Origin of the sequence: Laceyella putida (genome assembly GCF_042665195.1) — a bacterium.
In the GTDB taxonomy this organism is placed as follows: domain Bacteria; phylum Bacillota; class Bacilli; order Thermoactinomycetales; family Thermoactinomycetaceae; genus Laceyella; species Laceyella putida.
Genome location: NZ_JBHTBW010000062.1, coordinates 22,536 through 49,426 on the forward strand (window position 1 = coordinate 22,536; position 26,891 = coordinate 49,426).

Below are 26,891 nucleotides of genomic sequence, written 5' to 3' on the forward strand. Positions count from 1 at the left end.
GATGGCATGCATAACAGTTTGCTCACGCGCGAATGGGCGGAGGAGATGGATCGGCAGGATGAGTTGGCCCGCTTCCGCCAAGAGTTTTATGTGCAAGAAGGCACCATTTATCTCAATGGCAATTCATTGGGGCTTATGTCCAAGCGTGCGGAAGCTTCTTTGTTCACGCTGATGGAATCCTGGAAACACTATGGTATCGATGGCTGGACCCAAGGGAAGCGTCCATGGTTTTTCTTGGCGGAGCAATTGCGGGTAAGACTGGCCCCCCTCATTGGCGCCGAAGAGCATGAAGTGATTGTGACCGGCTCGACGACGGTGAATATCCACCAACTTGTCGCGACATTTTACCAACCGCAAGGAAACCGGACCAAAATCGTGGCGGATGCGCTTAATTTCCCTTCAGATATTTATGCGCTGCAAAGTCAATTGCGGCTCTCCGGCTTTGATCCCGACACCCATCTGATCCGAATTCCGAGCGCGGATGGGCGTTGTTTGGATGAAGGGGAGATCGCCCGCCATTTGACGGAAGAGGTGGCACTTGTTCTTTTGCCCACGGTGCTTTACGGAAGCGGCCAACGCCTGGACGTCGAGGGACTTACCAACCTGGCGCATGAGCGGGGGATTGTCGTGGGATGGGACGCCTGCCATTCCATCGGGGCGATGCCGCATCAATTTCACAAATGGGGAGTCGACTTCGCTGTTTGGTGTTCGTATAAGTATGTGAATGGGGGTCCCGGTGGCGTTGGGGGATTGTTTGTGCATGAGAAGCATTTGCCGGCCACGCCAGGCCTGGCGGGTTGGTTTGGCTCAGACAAACAGCGCCAGTTTGACATGACGCACACGTTTGTTCCGGCGGAAGATGCGGGGGCGTTTCAAATCGGCACACCCCATGTGCTGAGCATGGCGCCGCTGGTGGGTTCCCTCGAAATGTTTGGGGAAGCGGGGATCGAGCGAATCCGGGCCAAATCCCTGCGACTCACCCAGTACTTAATGGATCTGGTGGATACGGAACTCGCGGGAATGGGATTTCAGATCGGCAATCCCCGTGCCGATGAGCAACGGGGAGGCCATGTCTCGCTGATTCATGAGGAGGCTGTTCGGATCTGCAAAGCGTTGAAAGGAGAGGGGGTTGTACCCGATTACCGGGCCCCGGATGTGATTCGTCTGGCGCCGGTGGCTTTGTACACCTCGTTTGTGGAGGTATGGGAAGCGATCAAACGGCTGAAACGGATCATGACGGACAAAATCTATGAACAATATTCCAACGAGAGGGGAGTGGTCGCCTAAATGGACGTGTTCGACATCACGGCTCCCCTTGTCAGGGGCATGCCCGTATGGCCTGGAGATACCCCGTATCAGTTCAACCTCCAATGGACCATCGACCAGAGCGGTTCAGTGAATGTTGGGCGGCTGACCTTAAGCACGCACACAGGCACGCATATCGATGCCCCTTATCATTTTGATGAAACGGGAAAAAAAGTGCACCAACTTGATTTGCGCACCTATATGGGTCCTGCAAGGGTCATCCATCTTCCGGGACGCACAACCATCAGCCAAGCGGATCTGCTCCCATATGGTTTGCGCGGCGTGGAGCGCTTGCTTATTCGCACGGACGCATGGCAAGGAAGGGAGGAATTTCCCCAAACGATCCCCCATTTGAGTCCTGATGCGGTTCCGCTGTTGCAGGAGATCGGGGTTCGTTTGCTGGGGGTCGATGTTCCTTCCATTGACCCGATTGACAGTAAAGAATTGGCGGCGCATCATGCTTTGCATCAACATGGGATCCATATTTTGGAGGGGATTGTGCTCAACCATGTCCCTGAGGGGGATTATGAACTCATTGCTTTGCCGTTGCCGATTGTGGATGGGGATGGCAGTCCGGTTCGGGCGGTGCTCCGGGCAAAATAAGGGTAAAAGAAGCGGAACGCCTTGGTGCCAAGGGTTCCGCTTCTTTTTACAGGGAGAAACGATCATTGAGCAAGGTGATTTTGCCTACGGCTTGCCCGCTTTCTAGGCGTTCGTGCGCTTGGGCGATATCGCGGTAGGCAAAAGAGGAAGCATCGAGCAGGGGCTTCACCTTGCCTTGGTCCACCAGGCGAGTGAGCTCGCGCAAAATCTGCCCATGCCGTTCCAGCCCTTTGCCCGATAACAGGGGCAAGATCATAAATACGACATGCAAAGTAAGTCCCTTGTTATGTAAAGGGGTTAAGTCATGGGTGGATCGTGCGGCAATGGCGGCCACCGCGCCACCGGTTTTCACCGCGGCAAACGAACGGTCGAGATTGGTTCCACCAACGGTGTCAAAGACGAGGTCAAAGCCGTGACCACCTGTGTGTTTGGCGACATACTCCTCTACGGTTTCATTTCGGTAGTTGATCACCGCATCGGCGCCAAGTTCCAGGGCAAGCTTCTCTTTTTCAGCTGTGGAAACGGTGGTGTACACCACGGCGCCGGCCGATTTGGCCAATTGAATGGCGACATGGCCCACCCCCCCCGTCCCCGCGTGGATCAGGATATGTTGGCCCGATTGCAGGTTTAAGCGGTCAAACAAGGCCTCCCACGCGGTAATCGTCACCAAGGGGAGGGCGGCCGCTTCTTGAAAGGACAGGGAAGCCGGTTTTTTGGCGACCAAAGCGGCGGGAGCCAGAAGATAGTCGGCCAGTGCGCCATTTCCGGCACAGGCGTACACCTCATCACCCACTTGCAGGTCCGTGACGCCGGGTCCCACTTCTTCAATGATGCCAGCGACATCCCCGTGCAGTACCGCAGGGAAAGAGGGAGCCAGATTGGGGACGAGTCCCGCCCGAATCTTGGTGTCAATCGGGTTGACGCTGGTGGCGGCGACGCGGATCAAGACGGTTCCGGGTGCCGCGGTGGGTCGAGCCAACTGCATTTCCTCAAATACGTCCGGTTTGCCGAATCGGTTGATGACATATGCGCGCAAAGATGAGCCCTCCTCGGTTGTGTTTTCTTTCACTATAGCATACCAAAGGGACTAATGGCCTTCGAACATACCATTGAAAAATGGTGACCTTGGCGCTGACTTGGATCAGCGCGTCGGCAAATTTCTTGTCCCCCCCCTTTGTTTGTCTGGGGAACAGGAAAACCGCGACCCTGGTCAGCAAGAGTCGCGGTTTGTTTCATCCTTCTCAGTTGGCGCTGCAAGATTTCCCGATGACGCTGTACGGGCAATCCGCTTTTTCGGCAAGGTATAAGACGGCTTCTTTGTTGCGACTGGTTTCGCGCCCGATCACTTCATCCGGCGGGTAGAAACCGGGATTGGAACTGGTTGGGTACATTTCAAAGGTGAACGCGAAGATTTTGTGTTGCCCATATGCCCAGTCCGTCATGTCCCCGTCGGTGATATAGAGGTCGCTTGCCTGCTGCGGGGTATACCCGTTGGTGTTTGCCATGGCGTCAGCCATCGTTCTGAACACATTGTAATCATCGGTGGTCATGTCGCTTGGAACATTGGTGTAGGTGTAACCGTATGGGTACAGGATTAACTCGCTATACGTGTGGAATGTGATCAATGTTTTGATTTGTTGCTTGCCGCCGATCACGCGGCTGTTGATGAAATTGCGCATCGCGGCAGTTTCCGGGGCGGAGAAGGCGGAAGGGCCGCGGTACGTTTCACTGGATGGGCTTCCGCTGGAACCGCCGCAACAACCCCATTTGTATCCGTAGTTCCGGTTGAGGTCCGTGCCGACATAGCTGGAACCGGAGTTGGGCTGGCGGTTTTTGCGCCAGGATTTGTAAGAGCCGGTGGAGATGTCATATTCGCCCCCATCCGGGTTTAGATTGAAGACGATATAGATTTCGCGGTTGTTTACCAGATCGGTGATGCGGGAGTCGCTCCCGTAGTTTTTGGTGAATAAGTCGAGCGTGTACAGGGCCATTTCGACGGTGAGGTGTTCGCGGGCATGGTGGAGGGAGGTGTAGAGCACTTCTGGTTCGGCCTCATCCGTGCCCACATTGTCACTGATTTTCACTGCCCAGAGTTCGCGTCCTTCATACGATTTGCCTATGCTGAATTTGGATACGATGCCGGGATAGCTGGAGACGGCCGTGTTGATTTTGCTGACCATTTCATTATAGTTGTGATAGGCCGAATCGCCGGAGGGGAAATCTTCCGTTGTCATGGTGGAATCCACGATGGGGGTGAAGCCTTTTTGTTTGATTTTTTTGGCTTCTTGCGGGGTGGCCAGCACTTTCACGTGATCTTTGCCCACTTCTTCAATCGCCGCCCCGGTGGATGCGATGGCGGTACGTTGTTCTTTGGTGGTCACTCCGCTGATTTCATAAAACTGGATCCCCAGATCAAAGATGGACGGATTTTCAATGTTTTGACTAAATCCAAGCGCTGGAACGCAAGCGATGATCAGCACAAGCACCAACGATAAGGAAAGCCATTTTTTTCCCATTGGTTCGTCCTCCTATATTCATTTGAAGAGATGCAAAGGAAAAGTTGAAAATTCACTCCTTTCTTGCGGGATTGGGAAAGAAGAAAATGGGATGGAGCTGATTGGATTGTTGAGAAGATAAGCACGGAGATTGCAGTGGATAAAAAATGAATTCGATATGATTTGAATTAATCCTTCTGAAAATAAAGAATTATCATTTTAAATATAAATAAATTACCTCTAAAGAAGGAAGTCCAACCTAATAGCTAGCATTTGTCTCATGTGTTTGACCGTTTAAATGCAGGTAAGGCAGGTACGGCTTGAATCGTTTCCGTCGATACCGGAAAGATCAAGCGGCACCTGCCTTTATCTTCTGCTCAGTACTCAAAGGTTCATCAACCTCAATTCGTTAAAGTTTCATATGTTGAGAATCACTTTGGCAATGCTGAGATAAATGATTAACCCTGTGCCATCGACCAATGTGGTGATGAGCGGCCCCGAGACGACAGCGGGATCGATTTTGAGCCGATGGAGGATGAGTGGCAAGATCGCCGATACGATGGATGACCACAACACGATAAACAGAGCGGATAACGCGACCACATAACCGATTGACGTATCTACTCCCATCATCATGGCGCGGATGAGTCCGATGACGCCCAGGGAGAGTCCCAAGAACAGGCCGGTTAACATTTCTTTGCGCATCACCCGGAAGATGTCGCTAAATTTCACTTCATTGATGCCGAGCGCGCGAACCAAAGTGGTGACGATCTGGGAGCCCGTGTTTCCCCCCGTCCCAATCAATAAGGGGATGAAAAAGGAAAGGGCGACGACTTTATCCAAAGTGTTTTGGTAGCTTTCCAGCACGGTTGCGGTGTAGGCTCCACCGATGAACAAGATCATGAGCCAGACGATTCGCTTCTTATACAGACTGAAGATGGAAGTTTTGAAGTAGGGTTCATCCAACGGTTGGCTTCCCCCCAGTTTATGGATGTCTTCGGTGGCTTCTTCATGGATGACATCCACCACATCATCATAGGTGATAATCCCAATCAATCTTCTCTGGTGGTCAACGACGGGAAGCGCGTAGAAGTTATAGCGCGATAAGATTTGGGCCACTTCTTCTTGTTCCATCTCAGCGGGAACGGAAATGAACTCCGTCGTGGCGATTTCAATGAGGTGCGTTTGCGGTGGGGCGAGAATGATTTCTTTTAGGGAAACGATGCCCATCAATTCCCCACGTGTCCCCGTTACATAGATATAGGAGATGATTTCCGCTTCATGTCCGACTTTGCGAATGTGGTTGATCGTCTGTTCTCCCGTCCAGTAAGCGCGGGCGGAGATGTAGTCAACCGTCATCAAGCTTCCGGCGGTGTATTCGGGATAGCTCATCAAGTTGTTGATCTTCTCGCGGTAATCGACCGGAAGCAAACGGAGCAGTTTTTCCGCCTGCAACGGATGAACGGCGAGCAACATGTCTACCACCATGTCACTTGACATCTGTTTCAGGAGCGGGGAAGCGACCTCATCGGACAACCGGTTCAAGATTTCATATTGAAGCTCCGGCTCCAAGTACTCAAGCGCTTCAGCGGCATCAGCCAAGGGCAAGCGGGTGATCAGTTCCAAACGGCTCGCCTCTTCCATCTCCTTCAGCACTTCCGCGAGATCGAACGGCTGGAGCTGTTCAAGCAAATTCAGCAAGTGCTCCGTGTTGTGCCGCTCTTTGAGTGTTGTTTCAATTTCGCTTCTGAGCAGGGCATTGTTCATGCTTATCCCCCCTTTTACGATAATAAAAAAACCCGCTCTATCAGGAAGAGGGGTACAAAGCAAATAAGCCCATGGACTATGAGCTTCATTTTGCTTATCTCCCTCATTGAGCTTTGGCACTGAACGGCATAGGCTAAGCCAGCTACATTAGAAAAGACCTTCGTTCCGACCTTTCCTGCTGACCCATTGGTGTCTCTCGACATTTTTGGGCAGTAGCGTATCTCCGATCAGGAACCTCACCTAATAGAGATAAGAAAAAAAGGATATAGTTGTTCAACGTAGTCAGTATAACGCTCAAGAAATCAAATTGTCAATTTATTTTATGTCGGAGCGGGCAATTGTGTTAGTTGTTTGTTTCTTCCACCAACGATTGGGAACGTGAACGGACAAGATGGAGCGGAAGACAAGGCTAGAAGCTATTTCAAAACCATCTTTTGGATGGAGAAAGGGCTATGGCGATCGCTCCAAAACCGTTTTCCCATTGGCTTCACTTGTCCATCGGCGCTCATCGGGAAAAGGTTTTTCCGCTCAACAACGACGTTTGAAATAACTTGTATGCTTGAATCCTTATAGAAAATTCTGTATAATTATATTACCTTCACATGATAAACCTCATCATAGCGCGAACGCTTCTCCACCACTTCAAGTGATTCTTGTTTCATCATTCACTTTCCCTTCGTATCCAATCTCAAACATACCAGCTGGTCTCTGGTCAAAGCGCATATACCAATCTCCATGTTGTTGCATGTAATAGATAGTAAGAAAGTTTGCTAGAATGCTTGGGTGTTTGAAGCGAGATGGGCTCCTACCATTTTCCCCTTCGCTTATCTAGCGCCAGCCGCTCATTTTTTTGGCGGAGCCCAAGAATGATGTGATGGAAAGGAAGGGATGAGAGTTGATACAGGAAGGAAAAGCATTGGAGCGAGCGATTGAAGAGATTACGGAGATTGCCAAAGGGTTTGGGTTAGACTTTTATCCCATGAGATATGAAATCTGTCCAGCCGACATTATTTATACATTTGGCGCATACGGAATGCCAACGCGCTTTTCGCATTGGAGCTTCGGGAAGGCTTTTCACAAGATGAAGCTGCAATATGATCTGAACTTAAGCAAGATCTATGAGTTGGTGATCAACTCCAATCCGTGTTACGCCTTCCTCCTGAAAGGGAACAGCTTGATCCAGAACAAGCTCATCGTTGCCCATGTCTTGGCCCACTGCGATTTCTTTAAAAACAATTACCGCTTTTCCAACACTTCGCGCGACATGGTGGAAAGCATGTCGGCAAGCGCGGAGCGGATTCGGTTCTATGAGATGAAATATGGAAAAAAGGTGGTCGAGGACTTCTTGGATCATGTTTTGGCCATCCAGGAACATATCAATCCCAGTCTGCTCGACGCCAAACGGGTGATGCGGCAACCGGAACAGGAGAAAAGGGAAAAAACGAAGCAAAATCAAAGCTCACCATATGAGGATCTGTGGAAGTTGGACCGCATCGGACAACCGGAAGAGCGTCCCCGTCCCCGAAAAAAGCGTTTTCCTGAAGAGCCCGAGAAGGATTTGCTCTTGTTCCTCATGCATCATAGCCGGATGTTGGAGGATTGGCAACAGGACATCATGACGATATTGCGGGGGGAAATGCTGTACTTCTGGCCGCAGTTGGAGACCAAGATCATGAATGAGGGTTGGGCCTCCTACTGGCATATCCGCATCATGCGGGAACTTGATTTGGATGAAGCAGAAACGATTGAGTTTGCCAAATTAAACGCTTCCGTCTTGATGCCTTCCAGCACGTCGATTAACCCTTATTATCTGGGGCTCAAGTTGTTTGAGGACATTGAGCGTCGCTGGGACCACCCAACTGAGGAAGAACAGCGGGAACTCGGGAGGGTGCCGGGCCAAGGAAGGGAAAAGATGTTTGAGGTGCGGGAATTGGAGTCCGATCTCTCGTTCTTGCGCAATTATTTGACCAAAGAGCTAGTGGAAGATTTGGATTTGTATGTGTTTCAGCGTCAAGGAAACGAGTGGACGGTCACCGATAAAAACTGGGAGCATGTGCGGGATGAGTTGGTGATGAGCCGGGTTAACGGGGGGCATCCGGTCATCTTGGTCCATGACGGGGATTACCTGCAAAATGGCGAATTGTATCTTGTCCACCGTTTTGAAGGGGTTGAGCTCGATTTGAAGTACCTGGAGAAAACCTTGCCGCATGTTTATGCTTTATGGGGGCGTTCGGTTCATTTGGAGACGGTGATTGAAGGCAGAAATGTTGTGTTTTGCTTCAATGGTAAAAAATGCACAAGAAGGTTTATGTAACAGATGGGTTAACAACTCAAAAGCTAGATCTGATCAAGCTCTGGAGAGATTCTCCGGGGCTTTTTTCGATCTGTTTGGTTTTGAAAAGGAAATCATTGCATGATCCTGAATTTGTCTTTTGTGTTAACATGAGGTTGTTCGGTCGGCCAAGCCTTGGCAACAACAACTCATGCAGAGGGGGATTCGATGTTAACCAAGAGGCATCTTACCAAAATCACAGGAACGTTGGCAGTAGCGACAATGGTTTCGTTGGTTGCGCCGCATGGTGCGCCTACTGGCACTACCAATACAGAAGACAAGGCTTTTTGGCAAAACGTTTTAGCGAATTTTAGCATTCAAACAGCAAATGCCGCCACTTTGCAAACTCAAAATATTCAAACCACGGGTGACCAGATCATCCAAACGGGCCAAAAATATTTGGGCACCCCTTATAAGTTTGGCGCAAAATCGGGAGACACCCGTTATTTTGATTGTTCATCCTTCGTTCAATATGTGTTTAAGCAACATGGCATCTCATTGCCGCGGTCATCCCGCCAACAAGCGACGGTTGGAATGACGGTAGCCAAATCCCAACTGAAAAAAGGGGATCTCATTTTCTTCAAACTTCGTTCTTCCGGTGGGAAAATCGGTCACGTAGCGATCTATGCGGGCGATAACAAAGTGCTGCATACTTATGGCAAAGGCGGCGTTCGCTTTGATTCGTTGTCTGCGCCATGGTTAAAGTGGGGTTATGTCACAGCGAAGCGTGTCATCCAAGACAACCCAAGCAGCGTCAATGCGGCATACACCGATATGGCTTACATGCCCGCCACAGGAACGGCAGTCAATCCGGCAAACACCAACATGGCTGACAAGCCTGCCACGGGAACAAATCTAGAACAATCAAATGAAGATGCACAACGACTCGCACTTGCGGATAAAATCATTCAAACCGGTGACAAATATTTGGGCACACCCTATGAATTTGGTGCCGCAGCCGGACAAACCGCCACGTTTGATTGTTCTTCCTTTGTTCAGTACGTGTTCAAGCAACATGGCATCTCTCTACCACGTTCTTCCCGCCAACAGGCAACGGTAGGCGAAACGATCGCTAAATCCCAACTCGAAAAAGGAGATCTGGTCTTCTTTACCCGAGGGGACACCGCACCGAATATCGGACACGTGGCCATTTATGTCGGGGATGGCAAGGTTCTCCACACCTACGGTAAAGGTGGTGTTCGTTACGACGATCTGTCCACGGGTTGGTTGCAAGAAAGCTATGTTACCGCTAAGCGCGTCATTCAATAAACTTAAAAACAGCCCTTTGCCTTAATCGAGCAAAGGGCTGTTTTCGATATCCTGCGGTTGGAAATTGCCCCCACCCAACCATAAGGTGGGTTTCCCCGTCGGTCCCTTAAAGAGGTTAAAGGCGACCAAACCACAGCTGAAGCACAATTTTAAGCTGGCGGTATTGTCGCAAGCGACACGCGTATAAAGTTTGTCTAGTTTGCCCAAAGTGTGTTGCACCAAGCCTTCGCCCACTTTTTGTTGCCGGAAATCGGGATGCACGGCAATAAAGGCTTCTTGCAAACCGTATTGCCCGATGACGATGACTCCGATCAGCTTTTTTTGTTCCAAAGCCGCCGCGATATGCGTGCCCTCGGGAAACGATTCCGCGCCCAACTGTTTGAACCAACGCAAGGCCCGATGGGTGATTCGTCCGTCGCCATACCGCTTCATGAAGCGCAGAATCGTCGGTTTGTTTGCGGACACTTGAGCAGGTGTCAAGTCTTGGATGTGCATGCTTTCTCTTCCTTCTGTGGTAGCTGGTAGCCACTCAAATAAAGGGAATATTCAATAAGCCGTGTAAGCGAGAGGCGACGGATATCAGGCTCATCAAATTTCATCGGTTTGGCGTTCGCTTCAAAAAACCAGAGGGTGCCATTCCCTTCGATGCCCAAATCGATCGACATTTCCCCCAAGGGAGAGGATTGTTTGCTTTCAATGAACTGGGCCAGTTGCAACCCGGTTTGTTTGATTTTATCTAATAAATCGGGTGTTTTCTTCTCGAAGACCTCATTGATCACCCGATGCAGGTTTTCAATGCGTCCGCCCATGGGAACATGGGTGGAGATCGAATTGGGTCCCGCGACCCTGATCCCGGCCCCGGTTAGCCCCCATTGGCCCTGATTGTTTTTTTGCAGCAGCATGCGGATGTCAAAAGGAAGCCCTTTATAGGTGGCTAAGGGGATGCCTTGCTGAATCAGATAAGGGTGTTGTTGTGTCATTTGGTGTACCGTTTTGCTTAATTGGCGCAAATCGGTGAAGGTGGCTTTCTTCTTCTCCTTATTGTCTTGGTAGATGAGCTCGGCACCTTTTTTCTTGTTGGCGATTCGCATCATGCCGATGCCCGCTTTTCCGTTCACTCGTTTCAAATATAGGACCGGATATTGTTTGAGCAGGTCACTGAGCGGGATGTCCTCATCCCACTTCAATGTATGGGGCACCAGGTTTTTGAGTGTTTCCGATGCGGCCAGTTGCTGATAAAGGGTCCATTTGTCAAAAAAATAAGGATTAAATAGATGTACGCCTGACATGTTGGTGAGGGTATGGATGGCCTGTTGCACTTCTTCCGATTGTTCTAGGCGGCGATTGGGAACCCGATTGTATACGACATTGGGAATGGGAAGTTTGGCCCGAATCCAGTTCAGGCCAGTCGAATTGGGATCAAGCAGGTAACCGACCACGGTGGTTTCTGTCCGGGCTGCCAATCCACTCGGGGTCAATACATAGACGGTGAGCCCCATTTTGCGGCCGGTACGGATCAGGTCGGCAAAATTGGCTTGGTTTCCTTGGAATGGTTTGCCCCCATCAGAGGTCAAGATGGCGATGAATGGGCCCAATAATTGTTTGCTTTGATATAGGCGTTCGAGTGTTGCCACCCCTCGGCCGGTGTGGGCAGAAGGGAGGGAAGAGGCGGATTGTTGGTATCCATGGGCGGCCTCAAGCATGCCCGGAAAGCGCGAGGACCTCTTTTTTTTCGATGCCATCGTGGTGCGTTGGCGTTTGCGCGGGGGTTTCACACATACCTCCTCCTTTTAAATGAAATTGGATAGTTTCAAACTATATTCCGTTACCAGTTTGGCCGATTGGCGCCCTGCCTGTTCTAAACTGGGGTGGTGGAAAATATGGCGCCCTGGCTTGGAATTCACTTCAAATAACCATACAGAGCCTTTCCTGTCTACTCCCATATCCATGCCGAGCTCCCCGAGGGGACCATCCACATGATCTTCCAACGTTTCCGCAATGGTGATGCTCGCCTGTTTGACATTGGCTTCAATCAGGGCGGCTTGCTCCTCGAAAATATTTTGCAGAATCTGATCGGTGGGAATGATGATTCCTCCCGTGCGCACATGGGTGGTTACGCAACCCGGCCCAGCCGCTTTTGATCCGATGGCGACAACGGTCCATTGCCCTGAACCGTCTTTGTGCAGGTGAACCCGAAAGTCGACAGGGCGCTTATCATGTTTGATCAAGCGAATGCCCTGTTGCACAATGTATTTGTTAAAGCGCTCCGGTTCTTTGGCGAAATAGTGGTTGATCAGTTTGTCTAAGGAACGGAATTTGTGCAGGACATTTCGGTTCCCTTCACGGTAGCGGCAGAAATAACCCGTTCCCGGAGAATGTGTGATGCGGAAGATCCCCAGACCCAAGCTTCCGCCACTCGGCTTCAAGTAGACCATGTAATGGCGATCCAACATTTGTTTGATCGTGGAGATGGATGGAGAGAGATACGTTTCAGGCACAAAGCTGGCTGTATAGGGATGGCTGCTTAACCATTGATGGATTTTCCATTTGTTGAAAAAACCTTGATTAAAGATTTGACAGTTGAATTCGTTTTTGAACCGGTTGAGACAGGCCTGCACGGAGCTGCGCGCTTCAATGGTTCGATTGGGTATTCGTTCATAGATCACGTCAGGGAAAGGGGCTTTAAACCGTTTCCATTGATTCCCCACGACGTGCCAACCATAAATGATGTGGTTTTGCCAATCCACCATATCGGGGGTAAAGGCATAGATGATCGGATTTTCTTCCAATCCGGCTTTAATGAACTCTTTAAAGAGCGTGGACCGTTTGCCAAAAGGCTGTTCAGTATTTCCGGAATAACTTGTGGTGAAAATGCCTATCACGGGTCCCAATTTGAGTGAGCGATTCAGAAAACGTGCGCGATAGACACCAGAATAAGGGAGGGCCAAATAATTGGCCGCTTCGGTGGAGATCAAGATCTTCTCACCCTGATAAGGGATTCTGCGAGCCTGGATGATGATCGTGCGATTTCCTATTTCCACTTTGATGGACTGTCCGTCTGTACAACCCCATCGTTTCATGAGTGATTGGCTAAGTCCGATCGCTTTGGTAAGCCCTTTGGATGAGATTTTTACTTTGCACAAGATTGAATTCATAGTGTCCCTCCTACTGCTCGAGTAAAGCGTGTGCGTACCGGATCGGAAGTTGGACAGCTCGCTCGCGAAGTTCCAATTCGCCTGTTTTTATAAAGATGGTGCGCCCAGGTTTTGAGTTCACTTCCAATATCCATATGCGTCCATGTTGGTCAATTCCGATATCCAATCCCAATTCCACCAAATTTCCGTGATAGGCTTCGATGGTTTGTGGCACTTGTTGGCTGATCCGGGTGAGTTGCGACAGGATAGAGGCAATGTCTTGACGGGAATAGTGCGTCTCCAAAAAGGTTTGGATGGAAACGGCTTCTCCGCCACCATGCAAATTGGAAGTGATTGACTGAGGTTTGCCTGTGCGGACGGCCATCCCTGTGATTTCCCACTGCATTTGTTCGTTTTTCTGGATTAAGATGCGGATATCAAAGGGACGTCGATCCGGTGTATATAAAGAAAGATAGGGTTGAACGAGATAGCGGGAATGGTTAATGAATGAGTTTAACCAAGACGTTAACTCTTCTTTACTCTTGATGTGCCGGGACATAGGGCGATTCATCTGGTCGCGGCCACGGATTTGATATCCCGTTGACTGGGGAAGGATCGCGGCCACCCCCCTGCCGTGGCTTCCCCCGTTTGGCTTCACCAAGGCTCCGCGGTATTTTTCAAGAAACAGGAAGACCTCTTTGGCCGATTGGTACAAGATGGTGGGTGGAAGATATGGATGAAGGTTGTCATTGCGCTTTAATATGTCAAACGTCTGCAATTTCCCTTTCAGCGGGGTACCGAGCAGATGGATCTGGGGATCGGTTCGCAGCCGCTTGATATAAGGTTGATATTCATTAAATTGTTTTTGGTTTGAATAATAGCACCGATCGTATATCAACGAGGGAAGCGGTTTGGTCGCTTTCACCCATGTTGCGTGGGATTGGACGGTCCATCCGGACACGGTCCGCTCCCGCCAGTTGATGTCCATCGGAACGAAAACAAAAACCTCGATGCCCCATTTTTTCCCCTCTTGTGCGAGTTGAAGAAAATAAGGCGCTTCATAAAACGGGGGAATCTTCTTCAATGCCTTTTCCCGACACACCGTAATGCCCAATGTCTGTTTATCCATCATGGTTTCCTCCTTCGTAATGTCCATTGGTGTTGCGCTGAAGGAGGGGAATGAGCGTTATGCTGGAGAAGAGTGAGATATTGTACATATTCAATGAGTCTGGACACAGAAGGTCGCCTATGTGTGGTGGGATTAATGACGGTATCATCCGTTTTGGACGGTTTGGAATTAATCTCGATCAACCATATTTTCCCTTGTGTATCAATTCCGAGATCGATGCCCAACTCGGCATAATGTCCGCCAACCAACTCCTCAAAGGTGTTTACAATCGATAAGGCGGCATGCTTGATGTCACTCACGCTGGGTTTGTGTTTGAGCGCCAATTCATCCAGCAACTCGCTGGTTTTGCGGATTGTTCCGCCCCGCGCCAAGTTGGATACGATATGTTGGTCGTTGGCGATGCGCCCGACGGAAGAAGTGATGCGCCATTCGCCTTGGATGTTTTTTTGCACGAGCACGCGAAAATCGACCTGACGCCGCTCATACTTGATCAAATCGAGTCCCTGTTGCATAATATAAGGTTTGTTTCTGATTTTCTTGTTAAGGAGACGGAGCAACTCTTTTTTGGATGAGGTCGTTTTGGAGAACGTTCCGCTGGCTGTTGCCGATTGATAAAGCCATTCGGGTCCGGTTCTTACAATGCGAATGATCCCTTGCCCAAGACTGCCGTTGGTCGGCTTCAAGTAGATGGTGGAATATCGGTTTAAAAATTCTTTGCATTTATCCGTTTGGTAGAGATGGGTTTCCGGCAGGTAGTTGCGCATGCGTTCATCTTTGGACAGGATTTGGTACACTTCCAGTTTGTTGAGAAACCGCTCGTTAAAGATGGGAATGTGAAACTGGCTTTTTAAGCGGGCCAAATTCGTTTGCACGGCATCCTTTTCTTCAATCTTTCGCGACGTGATTCGGTTATAGATGACATCAGGCAGTGGGAGCGTGGTAGCTAGCCAGCGGTCGTTTACCTTGATCCATCCTTTGATTCCACGGCGCTCAATATCAATCGTATCGGCCAATACCACAGCGACTCTTATTCCCTTGTTCTGTCCGGTGGCCTCACATTCGCCCAGGAAGCGGGTCATTTGGCCGAATAATTGGTCGTCTTCGGTTTGGGGCATTTTGCTGATCAAGATCCCAAATAAGGGACCGATACGCAAACGGAGGGAACGAGAGTCAAACTGAACATGAATCAGCGGCTGTGCGGGTAACAGTAATTTATTGGCCAAGTTGTTGCTGATGAAGATGATTTTATGATTGGCGCGTTTCATCCGGGCAATATAACCAGTAGCGATGGAAGAGCCAAAGGCAACCCAGAGCGTGTTGGTATGGATATTTAATTTTTTGGCCAATTGATCACTCATCATGATATTGATGTGATCGGGAAACTGTTGGTTGGGTAGTATCTGAATTTGAACTTTTGCCAGCCCCATGGTAATCCCCTTCCGCCTGAATTAACTAATGTATGGTATGTAACCTAATATGTGAGAGTGAATAAAAAAGGCTTGGCATTTTGCAATTGTGCGTCCGGCACCCAAGCTTGGTCTTAAGTGGCCTTCGCTGGGGATCGCCCGGCAATCCGGCGGATTGAACCGTGTGGCATGACAATCCCAAACATGTTACCATGAGAAATGGGAGGGACGTCTGATGGTCAATCCATACGATCACGCTCATCAATTGGCCAGGAGCATTCGCGCTTCTGAGTATTATCAGGCTTTGCTTGAGGCCAAACGGCAAGTGGAAGAAAATCCGACGGTTCACGACATGCTGACTGACTTACATAAGAAACAAGCGGAAATGGAACGGCTGGCGCTGGAGGGGAAAGAACCGACCCCGGAACAGAAAGAAGCGCTTGAAAAGCTGGGGACGGTGATCCAAGGGGTTCCTGTCCTGATGCGGTATCTGGAAGCGGAACAGCGATTCCACGTATTCCTGTCCGATCTTCAGCGCATCATCATGGAACCAGTGCAACAATTGTGGAATGAAAAGAAACAAGATTAAAGGAGGAGAAAGGCTCATGAAGGTAACCTTTCACGGTCATTCTTGTTTTGAGATCGCTCACAACGGGACTCGTTTGTTAATCGATCCATTTATCACGGGCAATCCACAAGCCAAGATTCAAGCGGATGCGCTTCATCCCGATTATATTTTGGTTACGCATGGACATGGGGATCATGTGGGCGACACGGTCGCCATCGCCAAGCGCACGGGAGCGACCGTCATCGCCTCGGCCGAGATGGCGGGTTGGCTGGGACAGCAGGGCGTGAAGGCGCATGGCATGGCGTTGGGGGGTGGGTACACCTTTCCGTTTGGCCATGTGAAAATGGTTCCGGCCCTGCATGGTTCAGGATATGAAGTGGATGGGCAAATCATCTATATGGGGCCCGCCGCCGGTTTCGTGTTGACCCTGGATGGGAAAACCCTCTACCACGCCGGAGACACGGCCCTCTTCTCCGACATGAAGCTGATCGGGCGCAAAGCCATTGACTTGGCCTTGTTGCCGATCGGGGACAATTACACCATGGGCCCGGAAGATGCCCTCGTGGCGGCGGAATGGCTTGGAGCCAAGCATGTGATTCCGATGCATTACAACACCTTCCCCCTGATTGAGCAGAACGGCGAGCGTTTTGTCGAAGAGCTCAGCAAGAAAGGGATCAAAGGAAGCGTCATGAAGCCAGGGCAAGAGTTGGCATGGTGAGATATCTATTTGTAAATTTTCTGTAACCTGCCTGTAATGGTTTTCATCTACAATGATTACAGGATGAAAACCCCCTTTGGTAGAGACGGCACCGGAAACCGTCTCTTTTTTTGTGTTCATTTGTTTGGAAAAACCGCAAAGTAAAAGGCGCACCGATATTCCGGTAGCGCCTTTTACTTCGTATTGTGTAACAAGCAACATGGGGATGCTTCTAAGGCTCCCTGCCAAGATAATAAACATATTTTTGTTTAATCGTTAAAATCATCATCGCCCATAAAGTGGTTAACGAACAACATAAATCTCATTCTCACTTCTTAGGTTTAATTCTCGTTGAAGGCTTAGGAGGTTCATTACAGATGTTTCCCATTCTTCTTTAAGCCCTAACTGATAAAAACAATGCTCTATTTGCAATAAGGCGGTATATTGCCGTTGTTTTAGTTTGTTTTGTGCAGATAATTTTTCAGCCTCTTTGTAAATGCTTCCCTGTATTTGGATTGTTCTAAATATACGTTACCGAATACAATCAACACTTTTGATAAACGGTAAGTCTGGGAAACATCGCGTGCTATCTTTAATGCAATTCTAATACGTTCTTCGGCTTTTGTCCAATCGTTTTCATAAGTGTGAATAATGGATAAGTATGTAAATGCGTCAATCTGGCTACGCGGGTAGTTGTGATTAAAGTCGTATTGAATCACTGTCGTTCTCATGTAAGTATGAAAGGTATTTTTTTTGCCCAGATACAAATTACTCTTTATCGCATAGCGTTTTCACTCGTTTTTAACGTTTACGTTTATCCAATCGTTCCTACCGATGGCACATGTTAGGAATCAGCATTTAAACACTTCGGGCGGTGAAGTATTGCACTGGTTAAGACGTGGTTTGTAGCTACGTCTTTTTGTTTTCTTATCCAATTAATTAGTGGTTTTCTACGAAAAAGTTTGGCTAAAAATGCACTGGCGGTAGTTTAATGAGTATTAAATAGAAGGAGTTTTTTTAAATCCGGTTATATGATGGAGGTTTTAATCACACTGGACAATCTAGCGTATGAAATTATCTTCGGTGAAATGCCAGACGGCGGAAACGAAGCGGTAAGCAATGCGTTTAAAGAGTACAACAATAAAAAGTCATTCGCGCAGGACGTAGAAGAAGAACTAGATAAATGTATAGGCGCTCCCGCCGATTGGTATGAATACGAATTAAAACGCCTTCTTTACCCGCTTGATAGGTTCGATAACGTAAACTTTGAAACCGGTAAGCTAAATCAAAGCTATCCGCCGCCATTCTAAAGAAATTACGCCATTTTCTAAATGAGAACAATGATATATTACAATCAATCATTCGTTTCTAATCTTTACCTTCAAGCTGTTGAAGACGTGGGATGCCGTATTTGTGCCCGTGTGGGCATGATTATTGACGACATTTGTCACGGTGTAATCCGCCCGGATATAAACAGGAAGGCGCTTACTTACATTTATATTGAAGGGTCAATAAGAAACGAGTTTACCGAGATTGTAAGGGAACAGATACGGAAAAACGGCGGCAAGGTGACGATCGGGGTTAAACACGATGAGTTAAACGAAGAGGAGCGCCGGGAGTTATCACGTATGCGCGAGGAATTAAGAGATAAGCGGATATACGCCGAAGAGTTATACAAGGAACAGCGGCGTGCAGTTATTGAATATTTGTGCGCGTATCCAGGCGCTAGTTATTCCGAAATGGCGAAAGATTTAGCGCTATCAAATGAAATGAAGTTTGCGCGGATTATAGGACGGTTAGGAAAAAAGTTAGCATGCCACATTCAAGAATAAGTAACATTCGTATTAATAGATTGCAGAGCGTAAGCGATGCCCTGCGCAAACAGGTAATTTTATTACCAAGCGTTTCTAGACGGGTATAAACCTGTGGTGTTGGGTTGGAAAGGTAAGCTGTTTAACGAAATTTACTACCAACAACTTATCCAATACCCCCACATCAATCCGTATGAGGGAAAGCCTAACGGTTATATCTTCTTTCAAAACGACAAACTTAAAGAGACGTATTTAGAACGTATGGACATCGCAGAGAACGATTATGAAAAACACATTATCTTGGAGAAATGTTAGGTTTCCCTAAAAAATCGGTTGAAAAGTATGCCGAGATGCGGGTTTTAGAAGATGAGCTAGGAGAGTGCATGAATGGCAGTTATTTTTTTGCATCGGAACGTTCAGGCCATAAGAATGCCTATCATTTACTCCGAAAATCATTTGCTATATTTTAGTAAGTATGTTGACAATAATAAGTTATACGCGGTATCATACTAACATAAAGTCATTTACGACAAAAAAGTGGGCGATAAGTAAGCCCAACAAGGAGTGGCGTTGAAAAACAACGTTTTACTGAAATCAAATGAAGGTGGGGTTTGGAATGGGTTTTTTGGACAAAATATTCGGAAATCCATCTGATAAGGAGACGAAGCATATGGCAGATACCGTGAAAGATTTCTATACGGCTGTGGCGGAGAGACGGTCCATCTACGGAATCAGCAAAGAGGCGGTCGTTTCGGATGAACGGATTCAAGAAGTGGTGAATCATGCTGTCAAGCACACACCTTCCTCCTTTAATTCCCAAAGTGCCAGAGTGGTCGTTTTATTGGGGGAACACCATGATCAATTATGGGACATCACAAAGGAAACATTGAGGAAAATCGTGCCGGCAGACCAATTTGGCTCAACAGAGGAGAAAATGAACGCCTTCCGCAACGGCTACGGCACCGTCTTATTTTTTGAAGATCAGGAAGTGATTAAATCCCTGCAAGAACAATTCGCTTTATACAAAGAGAATTTTCCCGTATGGTCTGAGCAGTCTTCCGGCATGCTTCAATTTGTGATCTGGACCTCCTTGGAACTTGAGGGATTCGGAGCCACCTTGCAACACTATAATCCGCTCATCGATGATGAAGTGAAACAAAAATGGAACATTCCGGACAGTTGGAAGTTGATCGCCCAAATGCCATTTGGCAAACCGACGGCACCGGCGGGGGAGAAGACATTCAAACCGCTGGAAGAACGCGTGAAATTCTTCAAATAATTGACGGCAGTTGCGAACCAACATAAGGATGTTTGTTCAAAAGCAAAACCTGATTTCCTTTGCCTAAATGAAGGGAATCAGGTTTTTTATTTGAAAAACGCTTTAAACTTTGAATGGTTATAGGGTCCCATCAAAAATTGCACTAATCCACGGTGAATGAATTCATACTTTTTGGAATATAGGGACTTATAATATAATTTCTGTAAACAAGCGAATCAGCAGTGTTGATTATGCATTAATCCAACAACCCAAATCTGATAAATCAACACACTTGCGAGCAAATGATTCAGGAGGAAAAGCATGCTATTAACATCTCGCTCGGTTAAACTGTTGTGCATGATTTTAAATTCACCCGAACCGATACGAATCAAAGATATGGCCCGGGAGTTGCAAGTGAGCGAGCGCACGGTGAAATACGATCTTGAATCTGTTCGATATTGGTTGCAGGATCAGCAAGTGGAGTTGCACTCAAAACCGAACAAAGGGATTTGGATCGATCAAGAGTCAACTCTCCGGAGTCGTTTAACGGACCTGTTGGAAAAAAGGGAACTGACGGATGTGGTTCTTCCTCCTCAAGAACGGGTCAGATATTTGATGATGGAGTTATTGCCCCATGACGGTTATTTCAAAATCGATGGGTTGGCCAAGAAGCTGAATGTGAGTCGGAATACACTCGTCTCCGATTTGTCCGTGGCGGAAAGCGTCCTGGAAAACTGGAATGTGCGGGTGGAACGAAGTCGCTTGGGCATTCGGTTGGAGTGCACGGAAATCAATCGGCGCTTGGCCCTGGAGCATACGGTTCAGGAGATGCTGAGTGGCAGTGACATGTTTGATATTGTGCAAGCCATCATTCAGGAAAGTGAGATACCACTGTGGGTGAGCAGCGTGATGGAAAAGTTCCGCTTATCGCGGGATGATCTTGCATCGGTCTTTCACGCCGTCAGGCAGATTGCGGAACAATGCGAAAAAGCGATGGGCATGGAGTTTACAGATCGCGCCGTGATTGGCATCTTTATTCGCCTCTGTATCGTGATTCACCGCTTGCGCTCGGATCATGAAGTGGCCTATGAGGCGAGCGAACTGCTTGACATGAAGAAAGGCGAGGTATTTCGCCTTTTTCAACAGACGCTCACCTCGTTGTCCGCTGCCATCGGTTTGGCGATATCCGAACATGAAGTCTTGTTTATCAGTCGACCAGCCATGGGGGGAATCGCTTCCCTGACCAAACAGGGACAAGTCGATGTTTATGCTTTAACCTTAGAGCTTATCACCCAAGTAAGTCAGCAGATGGAGATAGATTTTCGCCAAGATGTTCGCTTGCTTGAACATTTATTAGCCCATATGACGGATAAATTGCTTAAGCGCCAACGCGGAGTGGTCGAACCCAATCCCTTGATGTCGGAGATTACCCGTCTGTATCCGGATATGTTCAAGGTGGTCAAACAGGTGTGCCGGCGCATGTTTGGAAATCGGGAGATGCATCTCGCAGATGCTGATATCGGCTATATCGTGTTGCATTTTCTCGCGTCGCTCAAGCGAAAGCAGGAGATGAAACGGATCAAGGCTTTGGTTGTCTGTGGGACGGGCAGGGGAACCGCACAATTTCTAAAGACGATTCTTGAGCAAGAGATTCGGCACCTACATGTGATCGGGTGTTGTTCAGCCATCGGTCTCGAACACCAGATCCAGTCCCAAGAACCCGATTTGGTGATCAGTGTCGTCAATGTCAAAGTAACGGTTCCCGCGGTGGTGGTGAACAGGTTCCCCACCAAGCAAGACTTTGCTTCGATCGAACAAGTGATTGCGGAATTGCGCATGAATCAGCCTGTTTCGCTCACTGCGGATTCGTTAAATGGGGATCGGCCTGCCATGGAGCAAATGATGCAGGAAGTGATCTGTAAAGGATTTGAGCTGAGTCGAACCGTTTTGTCCGAAATGGGCGAGGGGTTGAGTGAGCAACGGGCGGAAGGGTTAACGCTGCATCTGATGCTGATGGTGAATCGCTTGGCGTTTGGATTGACGTATGAGAGCCCGCGCGTTGAACCGGAGTGGGAAATGGAACCATTGGCCACGATTCGCGCCAAATTGGTGCGGATCATGCAAGAGAAAAAGTTGGTTGTGCCTGAGAGCGAACTGGATGCGATCCTTTGTTACTTTGTCTGAGAAGAGGAGAAGGCGGATGGATCTGCTCATTGTGAATGGAATCGTGTTGGACCCGTCTCAGGGCATCTGTGGTCCGTTTGATGTCGGCGTAACGGAAGGCAAAATAGCCGATTGGTTTGCGCCGGGGACGGTTCAGGCGGGGTTGGCGACAGAAGTGGTGGATGCGGCGGGTTGTTTTGTGGTGCCGGGACTGATCGATCTGCACACCCATGTTTTTGAACGGCGGACCGCATTGGGCATCAAGGCGGATAAGGTTGGCATCCGACAAGGCGTAACCACGCTTGTGGATGCGGGGAGCACAGGTTCCCGCGATTTTCCGGCCTTCCTGAGGGAAGTCGTGGAGCTTAATCAGACGCAAGTGCTGTTGTGGATCAATATCGCATCGCAAGGGTTGTGTGATGGTCGGTCTGAACTGGCTGATCTCAGTCTGTTGAAACCGGACGAAACCGAACGGCTCATCAAGCAATTTCCGCTGATACGGGGGATCAAAGCGCGCATGAGTCGATCAGTGGTGAAAGATAGCGGTTTGCAACCGTTGGTCATGGCCAAGCGCCTTGCCCAGAGAGTGGGATTGCCGGTCATGGTTCATATTGGAAACGCGCCACCAAAACTGGGGGAGATATTGGATCTGCTCGACAGCGGGGATGTGGTGACACATGCGTTTCATGGAAAGCAGGGTGGGCTTCTGGATGAGAATGGACAGTTGATTCCCGAAGCGGTTTGCGCAATGGAGCGTGGGGTGTTGTGGGATGTGGGCCATGGCAGTTCCAGTTTCAGCTTTCAAACAATGAAGCGCATCAAAGAACTGGGCCTGTCTCCTTTTTCGATCAGCACAGATATCTACTGCGAAAACATTCGGGGTCCTGTACACAGCTTGATTACGACGATGAACAAATACTTGGCCATGGGCTACCCTTTGGAGGACGTCATCGCGGCGGTCACTTGGAGGCCTGCCCGCATCTTGGGGCTGGCTGATGAATTGGGCACGCTAAAAAAAGATACGGTGGCTGATCTCACGATATTAAAATGGATCGCCGAGCCGATCACGCTGGTTGATTCCGAAGCCGAGCAAATGGTGGGAAACCCTTATTTGCGGGCTGTAAACACGATTAAATCAGGAAAGGTATGGAGACATGATTGAGCAGCTGATTCAAGAGATTGCCACACACAAGCCGCTCCTTCCACAGGAAAAAACGGAATTGCAGACATTGCTTGTCCGGATCAAAGAACAGACTGAGAAGATGGCGTTGTCTCTGTCGCATGATCGTTGGATGGCGCTAGCCGTTCATGTGTTAGCTTTTATGAGGCGGATGGAGGAAGGGGAATGCCTCCCGCCAGTCGAGCAAGAATTGTGGGACCAAGTAAGCGAGGAAATGAAAGGGCTCAGCCGGAAGGTTCTTGAAGCCTATGGCCGGGATAAAAACTTGAACATTACCAATATTGAGATATTATTGCTGGCCTTGCATTTTGCTGCGGCAAAACTGGAACAACAGGAGGATACGAAGTGACTCGAACAGTGAAAGTGGTCATTGGTGACCGATTGGGCAAGGGGCAGAAGGTGGCGCGGGGTGTTGAGCAGGCCGGCGGTTTTCCCATCTTGATTCCCGGCGTGGGGGCGGACATGAAGGTGGGGGATGTGATGAAAAAAGAAGATGCCGATTTTGGCATATGTTTCTGCGGCAGCGGCGGCGCTGGCGCCATCACGGCCCAAACGAAATACAAGGTTCCGGTTGAGTATGGATTGCGTTCGATTGAAGCGGGAATCACCGCGCTGCGCAAGGGCAAAAAAGTGGTGGGATTTGGATTTATGGATACGGATGAGCTGGGGCGGAGGCTGACTGAAGAGTATATCAACATCACAGGAGGGTAACCGATGCTGCGAGTTTTGACCCATACTTTCACATTGACGGGAGCGGGAGAAACAAAGGAAAGTGCCTTTAACCAAATCTTTGCCCAGGTGAAAAGCAAGGTTGCGCAAGAAATCGAGGGATTGGCCATCCGCATTGAACCTGAGCGCATGGACATCGTTCATGCCAAGAAAACCATCCATACGGAACGCTTTCTGGGATTCTTGTTTCCCAGAAAGCGGAACCGTTATGAGATTACGGTGAACCTTACGGTTCAATTGCGAGTGATTGATGTGGCAAAGATTGACTTTGATACAGAAGAAGAACAGCTGACTCGGGTCCAACATCTGATCCGGATGGAATAAAGCCACTGATCGAAGGGGAGAGCATATGGAGACGTTGATCGTTATCTTGGAATCCATGGTTATCGGGGCGCTCGTCGGCTTTGGCGTGGGGGCCGGGGCGGCCAGGATGTTTCATGCGCCACGCATACAAGGGATGGGTGCGTTCCGGACGTTTGGGGAATTGAATGCTTGCGAAGGGGAACCGATTTCGCACTTTTCATTCGGGTTGGGTTTTTTGTTCAATTCATGGGCTTCCGTTGTGGGGGCTGGGGCTTTTACGCAAGATGTGGAGCACCGGATTATTCCGAACTGGGCGGCGGCTGTCTTATTGTGGAGAAACAGAAAGGTTGAAGAAACCTTGCATCATCCCAAAAAGATGGCGGTTGCCGGTGCGATTGTCGGAGTGATCGTCGTGACTGTGCTCAATTCCACCGCGGCCTCGATCCCTGAATCGATGCAAAAGGTGGCTACGGCGGTTCTCATTCCCGCGGCGGATTGGTTGATTAATCCGATCATGCCGATCGTATTCTGGACGGCGGCGATGGATGCCGGCAAACGGACAGGCATCTGGGGGACGGTGCTGGGCGGGATGGCCCATTTGATTATGGGGAATGCGGTGCCGGGCATCGTCTTGGGCATTCTCATCGGTAAAGGGGTAGATGACAGCGGTTGGAACAAAATTACCAAAGCCCTTGTGATTGCGGTGATCATGCTGTTTATTCTCAGTGGGTTCTTCCGTGGGTTTGATGTGAAGTTGCTGGAGAGCATGCAGTTGGAAATTCCCCAAGGACTCATCGATTTGCATCAATTGTTTGGCTTGGAGGTGAAGTGAGTTGGATGAGCGGAACCAAGGATTTTGGTATTCGGAGAAGGCGTTCATTTTATTTGCCGCTTGCCTGTCGGCGAGGATATTTGCGGGAACTCATCTGTACTATGTTTACCATATTGGCGCATTTAATGAGATTGCCGTGGTGGCCATGTTGGAAGCGGGTATGAAGGGAGGCGGTTATGGGGCGGCGGCGGCATTTGGTGCCAGCTTCTTGTTTGCCCGTGTGTTGAAAGGTCCGTTGGTAGGGATTCTGGATATTGGTGGCGCCCTGCAAACAGGTGTAGGCATCGGGATTCCCGCCCTTATGCTGGCCGTGGGAATCACTGCGCCGCTCACCTCCTTTCCGCTTTCGCTGGCAACAGGCGCGTTCATCGGTGCGGTGATTGGCCTTGTCATCATTCTCATCCGCAAGGTGACGATCCACTCAGCCAACTTCACCTATGGGGCGGATATCATGATGGGAGCGGGGAATGCCGCCGGGCGCTACCTGGGCCCGCTGATTGTCATTGCCGCCATCATGGCCTCGATTCCGGTCGGGATTGGCGCAACGGTGGGAGCCGCTGTTTTTTATGCTTATAAAAAGCCGATTGCGGGTGGAGCGATTTTAGGCGCGATGGTGATGGGGGCGATTTTTCCCATCGTCGCAAAATAACCGGGGCTGAATGAGCCTTTGCCAAAAGAGGTGGTCGTGATGGGGATTTATCAGCAGTTTGGTTTGAAGCAAATCATCAATGCGAGTGGAAAGATGACAGCGTTGGGCGCGAGTGCGATTCATCCCGAGATCGCCCAAGCCATGTCGGCAGCCTCGATGGATTATGTGGACATGCAAGAACTCATGGTTGCGGTGGGCAAGGCGATTGCGGGCGTTACAGGCGCTGAGGATGGTTGCGTGACGTCGGGAGCGGCCAGTGGCATCGCGATCAGTTGCGGCCGTCATTGCGGGAACCCAGTTGACCCGCATTGAAAGGTTGCCAGATTCGGAGGGACTTCATAATGAAATTGTCCTGCAAAAGGGGCATGCCGTTCATTTTGGTGCTTCGATCACGCAGATGATCGCTTTGGGGGGAGGGAAAGCCATGGAAGCGGGACATGCCAATCATGTGGAAAAACGCCACCTGATGGAAGCGATCACCGACCGCACGGCCGCCCTAATGTATGTGAAGTCACACCATGCCGTGCAAAAGGGGATGCAATCGTTGGAAACGATGCTTTCCGTAGCCCAAGAACATAAGATTCCCCTGATTGTCGATGCGGCGGCGGAAGCGGATCTGCGGCGGTATACCGCGATGGGAGCGGATTTGGTGATTTACAGTGGCGGAAAAGCGATAGAAGGTCCCACCTCCGGCTTGATTTGTGGCCGGGCGGACTTGATTGAAGCTTGTCGCGCACAGTACAAAGGCATTGGCCGAGCCATGAAGGTGGGAAAAGAAGCGATCATCGGGCTATTGACAGCACTGCAGCGCTACGGCACAAGAGAAGAGACAGCACAGGCACAAAAACAGCGCATGGGTTGGCTGATAGACCAATTAACCGACATCAACGGGCTGGAGTGCCGATTGGCGCGGGATGAAGCGGGCAGGGAAATATACCGGGCCGAGCTGCGAATCGACGCGCAAAGATTGGGCTGGAGCGCGACGGAATTGATGAAGCGGTTGGAAGGGGGAGATCCAGCTATCTATACCCGCCATCATTATGCCAATATGGGGATTCTTCAGATTGATCCGCGCCCCTTGTTGCCGGGTCAAGAACAAGTCATCGTGAAGCGAATCAGGGAACTGGCGGGGGCGAAATGATGAAAATTCAATTTAACAGACTTACGCGATAAATGACCCGATTCTAAAGTGGTTGGATGAATGACACTTGTTCGGTATCGCCAAGATGGGGATATCGAACAAACTTTCTTTTCTAGAAGT

At 49.4% G+C, this 26,891-nt stretch carries 26 protein-coding genes and 1 riboswitch; of the genes, 18 read left to right on the top strand and 8 right to left on the bottom strand.

Annotated elements, in window-relative coordinates:
* Positions 1 to 6 precede the first annotated feature (6 nt).
* Positions 7 to 1,287, top strand: a complete 1,281-nt coding sequence (gene kynU / locus ACFQNG_RS17160; protein ID WP_379866932.1) for a kynureninase — start codon at positions 7 to 9, stop codon at positions 1,285 to 1,287.
* Positions 1,288 to 1,908: an arylformamidase gene (kynB, locus tag ACFQNG_RS17165; RefSeq protein ID WP_379866934.1), complete on the top strand. Its 621-nt coding sequence runs from the start codon at positions 1,288 to 1,290 to the stop codon at positions 1,906 to 1,908.
* A gap of 46 nt (positions 1,909 to 1,954) precedes the next feature.
* Here kynB and ACFQNG_RS17170 read toward each other — a convergent pair whose 3' ends face one another.
* The 3 genes from ACFQNG_RS17170 to mgtE all read right to left on the bottom strand — a co-directional run bounded on the left by ACFQNG_RS17170 (position 1,955) and on the right by mgtE (position 6,170).
* On the bottom strand, positions 1,955 to 2,944 hold the full coding sequence (locus ACFQNG_RS17170; protein ID WP_379866935.1) for a zinc-dependent alcohol dehydrogenase family protein: 990 nt from the start codon (positions 2,942 to 2,944) through the stop codon (positions 1,955 to 1,957).
* A 205-nt stretch (positions 2,945 to 3,149) separates the two neighbouring features.
* Positions 3,150 to 4,424 (bottom strand): M14 family metallopeptidase, encoded by a 1,275-nt coding sequence (locus tag ACFQNG_RS17175; RefSeq protein WP_379866937.1) that lies wholly within the window; start codon positions 4,422 to 4,424, stop codon positions 3,150 to 3,152.
* A 396-nt stretch (positions 4,425 to 4,820) separates the two neighbouring features.
* Positions 4,821 to 6,170 carry a magnesium transporter gene (mgtE, locus tag ACFQNG_RS17180; protein ID WP_379866939.1) on the bottom strand — a complete coding sequence of 450 codons (1,350 nt, stop codon included), beginning with the start codon at positions 6,168 to 6,170 and terminating at the stop codon, positions 4,821 to 4,823.
* A gap of 92 nt (positions 6,171 to 6,262) precedes the next feature.
* Positions 6,263 to 6,425, bottom strand: a riboswitch (M-box (ykoK) riboswitch).
* A 643-nt stretch (positions 6,426 to 7,068) separates the two neighbouring features.
* Between mgtE and ACFQNG_RS17185 the strand changes: the two genes are divergently transcribed.
* Positions 7,069 to 8,484 carry a SpoVR family protein gene (locus tag ACFQNG_RS17185; RefSeq protein WP_379867120.1) on the top strand — a complete coding sequence of 472 codons (1,416 nt, stop codon included), beginning with the start codon at positions 7,069 to 7,071 and terminating at the stop codon, positions 8,482 to 8,484.
* Positions 8,485 to 8,670: 186 nt separating this feature from the next.
* The gene (locus tag ACFQNG_RS17190) at positions 8,671 to 9,771 is read left to right on the top strand and encodes a C40 family peptidase (protein WP_379866940.1); all 1,101 of its coding nucleotides are present in this window, start codon (positions 8,671 to 8,673) and stop codon (positions 9,769 to 9,771) included.
* Positions 9,772 to 9,792: 21 nt separating this feature from the next.
* On the opposite strand, the gene ACFQNG_RS17195 is transcribed toward ACFQNG_RS17190, so the two are convergent.
* Genes ACFQNG_RS17195 through ACFQNG_RS17215 form a run of 5 tightly spaced genes read right to left on the bottom strand, consistent with a single transcriptional unit; the run spans position 9,793 to position 15,461 of the window.
* Positions 9,793 to 10,266, bottom strand: a complete 474-nt coding sequence (locus tag ACFQNG_RS17195) for a GNAT family N-acetyltransferase (RefSeq protein ID WP_379866942.1) — start codon at positions 10,264 to 10,266, stop codon at positions 9,793 to 9,795.
* The gene (locus ACFQNG_RS17200) at positions 10,248 to 11,546 is read right to left on the bottom strand and encodes a YheC/YheD family endospore coat-associated protein (protein WP_379866944.1); all 1,299 of its coding nucleotides are present in this window, start codon (positions 11,544 to 11,546) and stop codon (positions 10,248 to 10,250) included. Before ACFQNG_RS17200 ends, ACFQNG_RS17195 begins: the two co-directional genes overlap by 19 nt.
* A 15-nt stretch (positions 11,547 to 11,561) precedes the next feature.
* Entirely contained in the window at positions 11,562 to 12,926 is a 1,365-nt protein-coding gene (locus tag ACFQNG_RS17205) for a YheC/YheD family endospore coat-associated protein (protein WP_379866945.1), read from the bottom strand.
* A 10-nt stretch (positions 12,927 to 12,936) separates the two neighbouring features.
* On the bottom strand, positions 12,937 to 14,034 hold the full coding sequence (locus ACFQNG_RS17210) for a YheC/YheD family endospore coat-associated protein (protein WP_379866946.1): 1,098 nt from the start codon (positions 14,032 to 14,034) through the stop codon (positions 12,937 to 12,939).
* On the bottom strand, positions 14,034 to 15,461 hold the full coding sequence (locus ACFQNG_RS17215; RefSeq protein WP_379866947.1) for a YheC/YheD family endospore coat-associated protein: 1,428 nt from the start codon (positions 15,459 to 15,461) through the stop codon (positions 14,034 to 14,036). Before ACFQNG_RS17215 ends, ACFQNG_RS17210 begins: the two co-directional genes overlap by 1 nt.
* A gap of 214 nt (positions 15,462 to 15,675) precedes the next feature.
* Here ACFQNG_RS17215 and ACFQNG_RS17220 point away from each other — a divergent pair, with 214 nt between their 5' ends.
* The 14 genes from ACFQNG_RS17220 to ACFQNG_RS17285 all read left to right on the top strand — a co-directional run bounded on the left by ACFQNG_RS17220 (position 15,676) and on the right by ACFQNG_RS17285 (position 26,771).
* Positions 15,676 to 16,029: a YlbF family regulator gene (locus ACFQNG_RS17220; protein ID WP_379866949.1), complete on the top strand. Its 354-nt coding sequence runs from the start codon at positions 15,676 to 15,678 to the stop codon at positions 16,027 to 16,029.
* A gap of 16 nt (positions 16,030 to 16,045) precedes the next feature.
* Positions 16,046 to 16,726: a metal-dependent hydrolase gene (locus ACFQNG_RS17225; protein WP_379866951.1), complete on the top strand. Its 681-nt coding sequence runs from the start codon at positions 16,046 to 16,048 to the stop codon at positions 16,724 to 16,726.
* A gap of 1,013 nt (positions 16,727 to 17,739) precedes the next feature.
* The gene (locus ACFQNG_RS17230) at positions 17,740 to 18,015 is read left to right on the top strand and encodes a hypothetical protein (protein ID WP_379866952.1); all 276 of its coding nucleotides are present in this window, start codon (positions 17,740 to 17,742) and stop codon (positions 18,013 to 18,015) included.
* A 117-nt stretch (positions 18,016 to 18,132) separates the two neighbouring features.
* The gene (locus tag ACFQNG_RS17235) at positions 18,133 to 18,537 is read left to right on the top strand and encodes a hypothetical protein (protein WP_379866953.1); all 405 of its coding nucleotides are present in this window, start codon (positions 18,133 to 18,135) and stop codon (positions 18,535 to 18,537) included.
* A 649-nt stretch (positions 18,538 to 19,186) separates the two neighbouring features.
* Positions 19,187 to 19,795 carry a nitroreductase family protein gene (locus ACFQNG_RS17240; RefSeq protein ID WP_379866955.1) on the top strand — a complete coding sequence of 203 codons (609 nt, stop codon included), beginning with the start codon at positions 19,187 to 19,189 and terminating at the stop codon, positions 19,793 to 19,795.
* A 300-nt stretch (positions 19,796 to 20,095) separates the two neighbouring features.
* The gene (locus tag ACFQNG_RS17245; protein WP_379866957.1) at positions 20,096 to 21,958 is read left to right on the top strand and encodes a BglG family transcription antiterminator; all 1,863 of its coding nucleotides are present in this window, start codon (positions 20,096 to 20,098) and stop codon (positions 21,956 to 21,958) included.
* Positions 21,959 to 21,974: 16 nt separating this feature from the next.
* Complete coding sequence (locus ACFQNG_RS17250; protein ID WP_379866959.1) at positions 21,975 to 23,099, top strand: amidohydrolase/deacetylase family metallohydrolase; 1,125 nt, start codon at positions 21,975 to 21,977, stop codon at positions 23,097 to 23,099.
* A complete protein-coding gene (locus tag ACFQNG_RS17255) occupies positions 23,092 to 23,466 on the top strand; it encodes a PRD domain-containing protein (RefSeq protein ID WP_379866961.1) in 375 nt (124 codons plus the stop codon). The genes ACFQNG_RS17250 and ACFQNG_RS17255 overlap by 8 nt, the downstream gene beginning before the upstream one ends.
* On the top strand, positions 23,463 to 23,828 hold the full coding sequence (locus tag ACFQNG_RS17260; RefSeq protein ID WP_379866963.1) for an SFCGS family glycine-rich protein: 366 nt from the start codon (positions 23,463 to 23,465) through the stop codon (positions 23,826 to 23,828). The genes ACFQNG_RS17255 and ACFQNG_RS17260 overlap by 4 nt, the downstream gene beginning before the upstream one ends.
* A gap of 3 nt (positions 23,829 to 23,831) precedes the next feature.
* Positions 23,832 to 24,170 (top strand): DUF4312 family protein, encoded by a 339-nt coding sequence (locus tag ACFQNG_RS17265; RefSeq protein WP_379866965.1) that lies wholly within the window; start codon positions 23,832 to 23,834, stop codon positions 24,168 to 24,170.
* 25 nt (positions 24,171 to 24,195) lie between these two features.
* Positions 24,196 to 24,981: a DUF4311 domain-containing protein gene (locus tag ACFQNG_RS17270; RefSeq protein WP_379866967.1), complete on the top strand. Its 786-nt coding sequence runs from the start codon at positions 24,196 to 24,198 to the stop codon at positions 24,979 to 24,981.
* Between the two features lies 1 nt (position 24,982).
* Positions 24,983 to 25,630, top strand: a complete 648-nt coding sequence (locus ACFQNG_RS17275) for a DUF4310 family protein (RefSeq protein ID WP_379866969.1) — start codon at positions 24,983 to 24,985, stop codon at positions 25,628 to 25,630.
* Between the two features lie 39 nt (positions 25,631 to 25,669).
* The gene (locus tag ACFQNG_RS17280) at positions 25,670 to 25,942 is read left to right on the top strand and encodes a PLP-dependent aminotransferase family protein (protein ID WP_379866972.1); all 273 of its coding nucleotides are present in this window, start codon (positions 25,670 to 25,672) and stop codon (positions 25,940 to 25,942) included.
* On the top strand, positions 25,887 to 26,771 hold the full coding sequence (locus ACFQNG_RS17285; RefSeq protein WP_379866974.1) for a DgaE family pyridoxal phosphate-dependent ammonia lyase: 885 nt from the start codon (positions 25,887 to 25,889) through the stop codon (positions 26,769 to 26,771). The genes ACFQNG_RS17280 and ACFQNG_RS17285 overlap by 56 nt, the downstream gene beginning before the upstream one ends.
* Positions 26,772 to 26,891 lie beyond the last annotated feature (120 nt).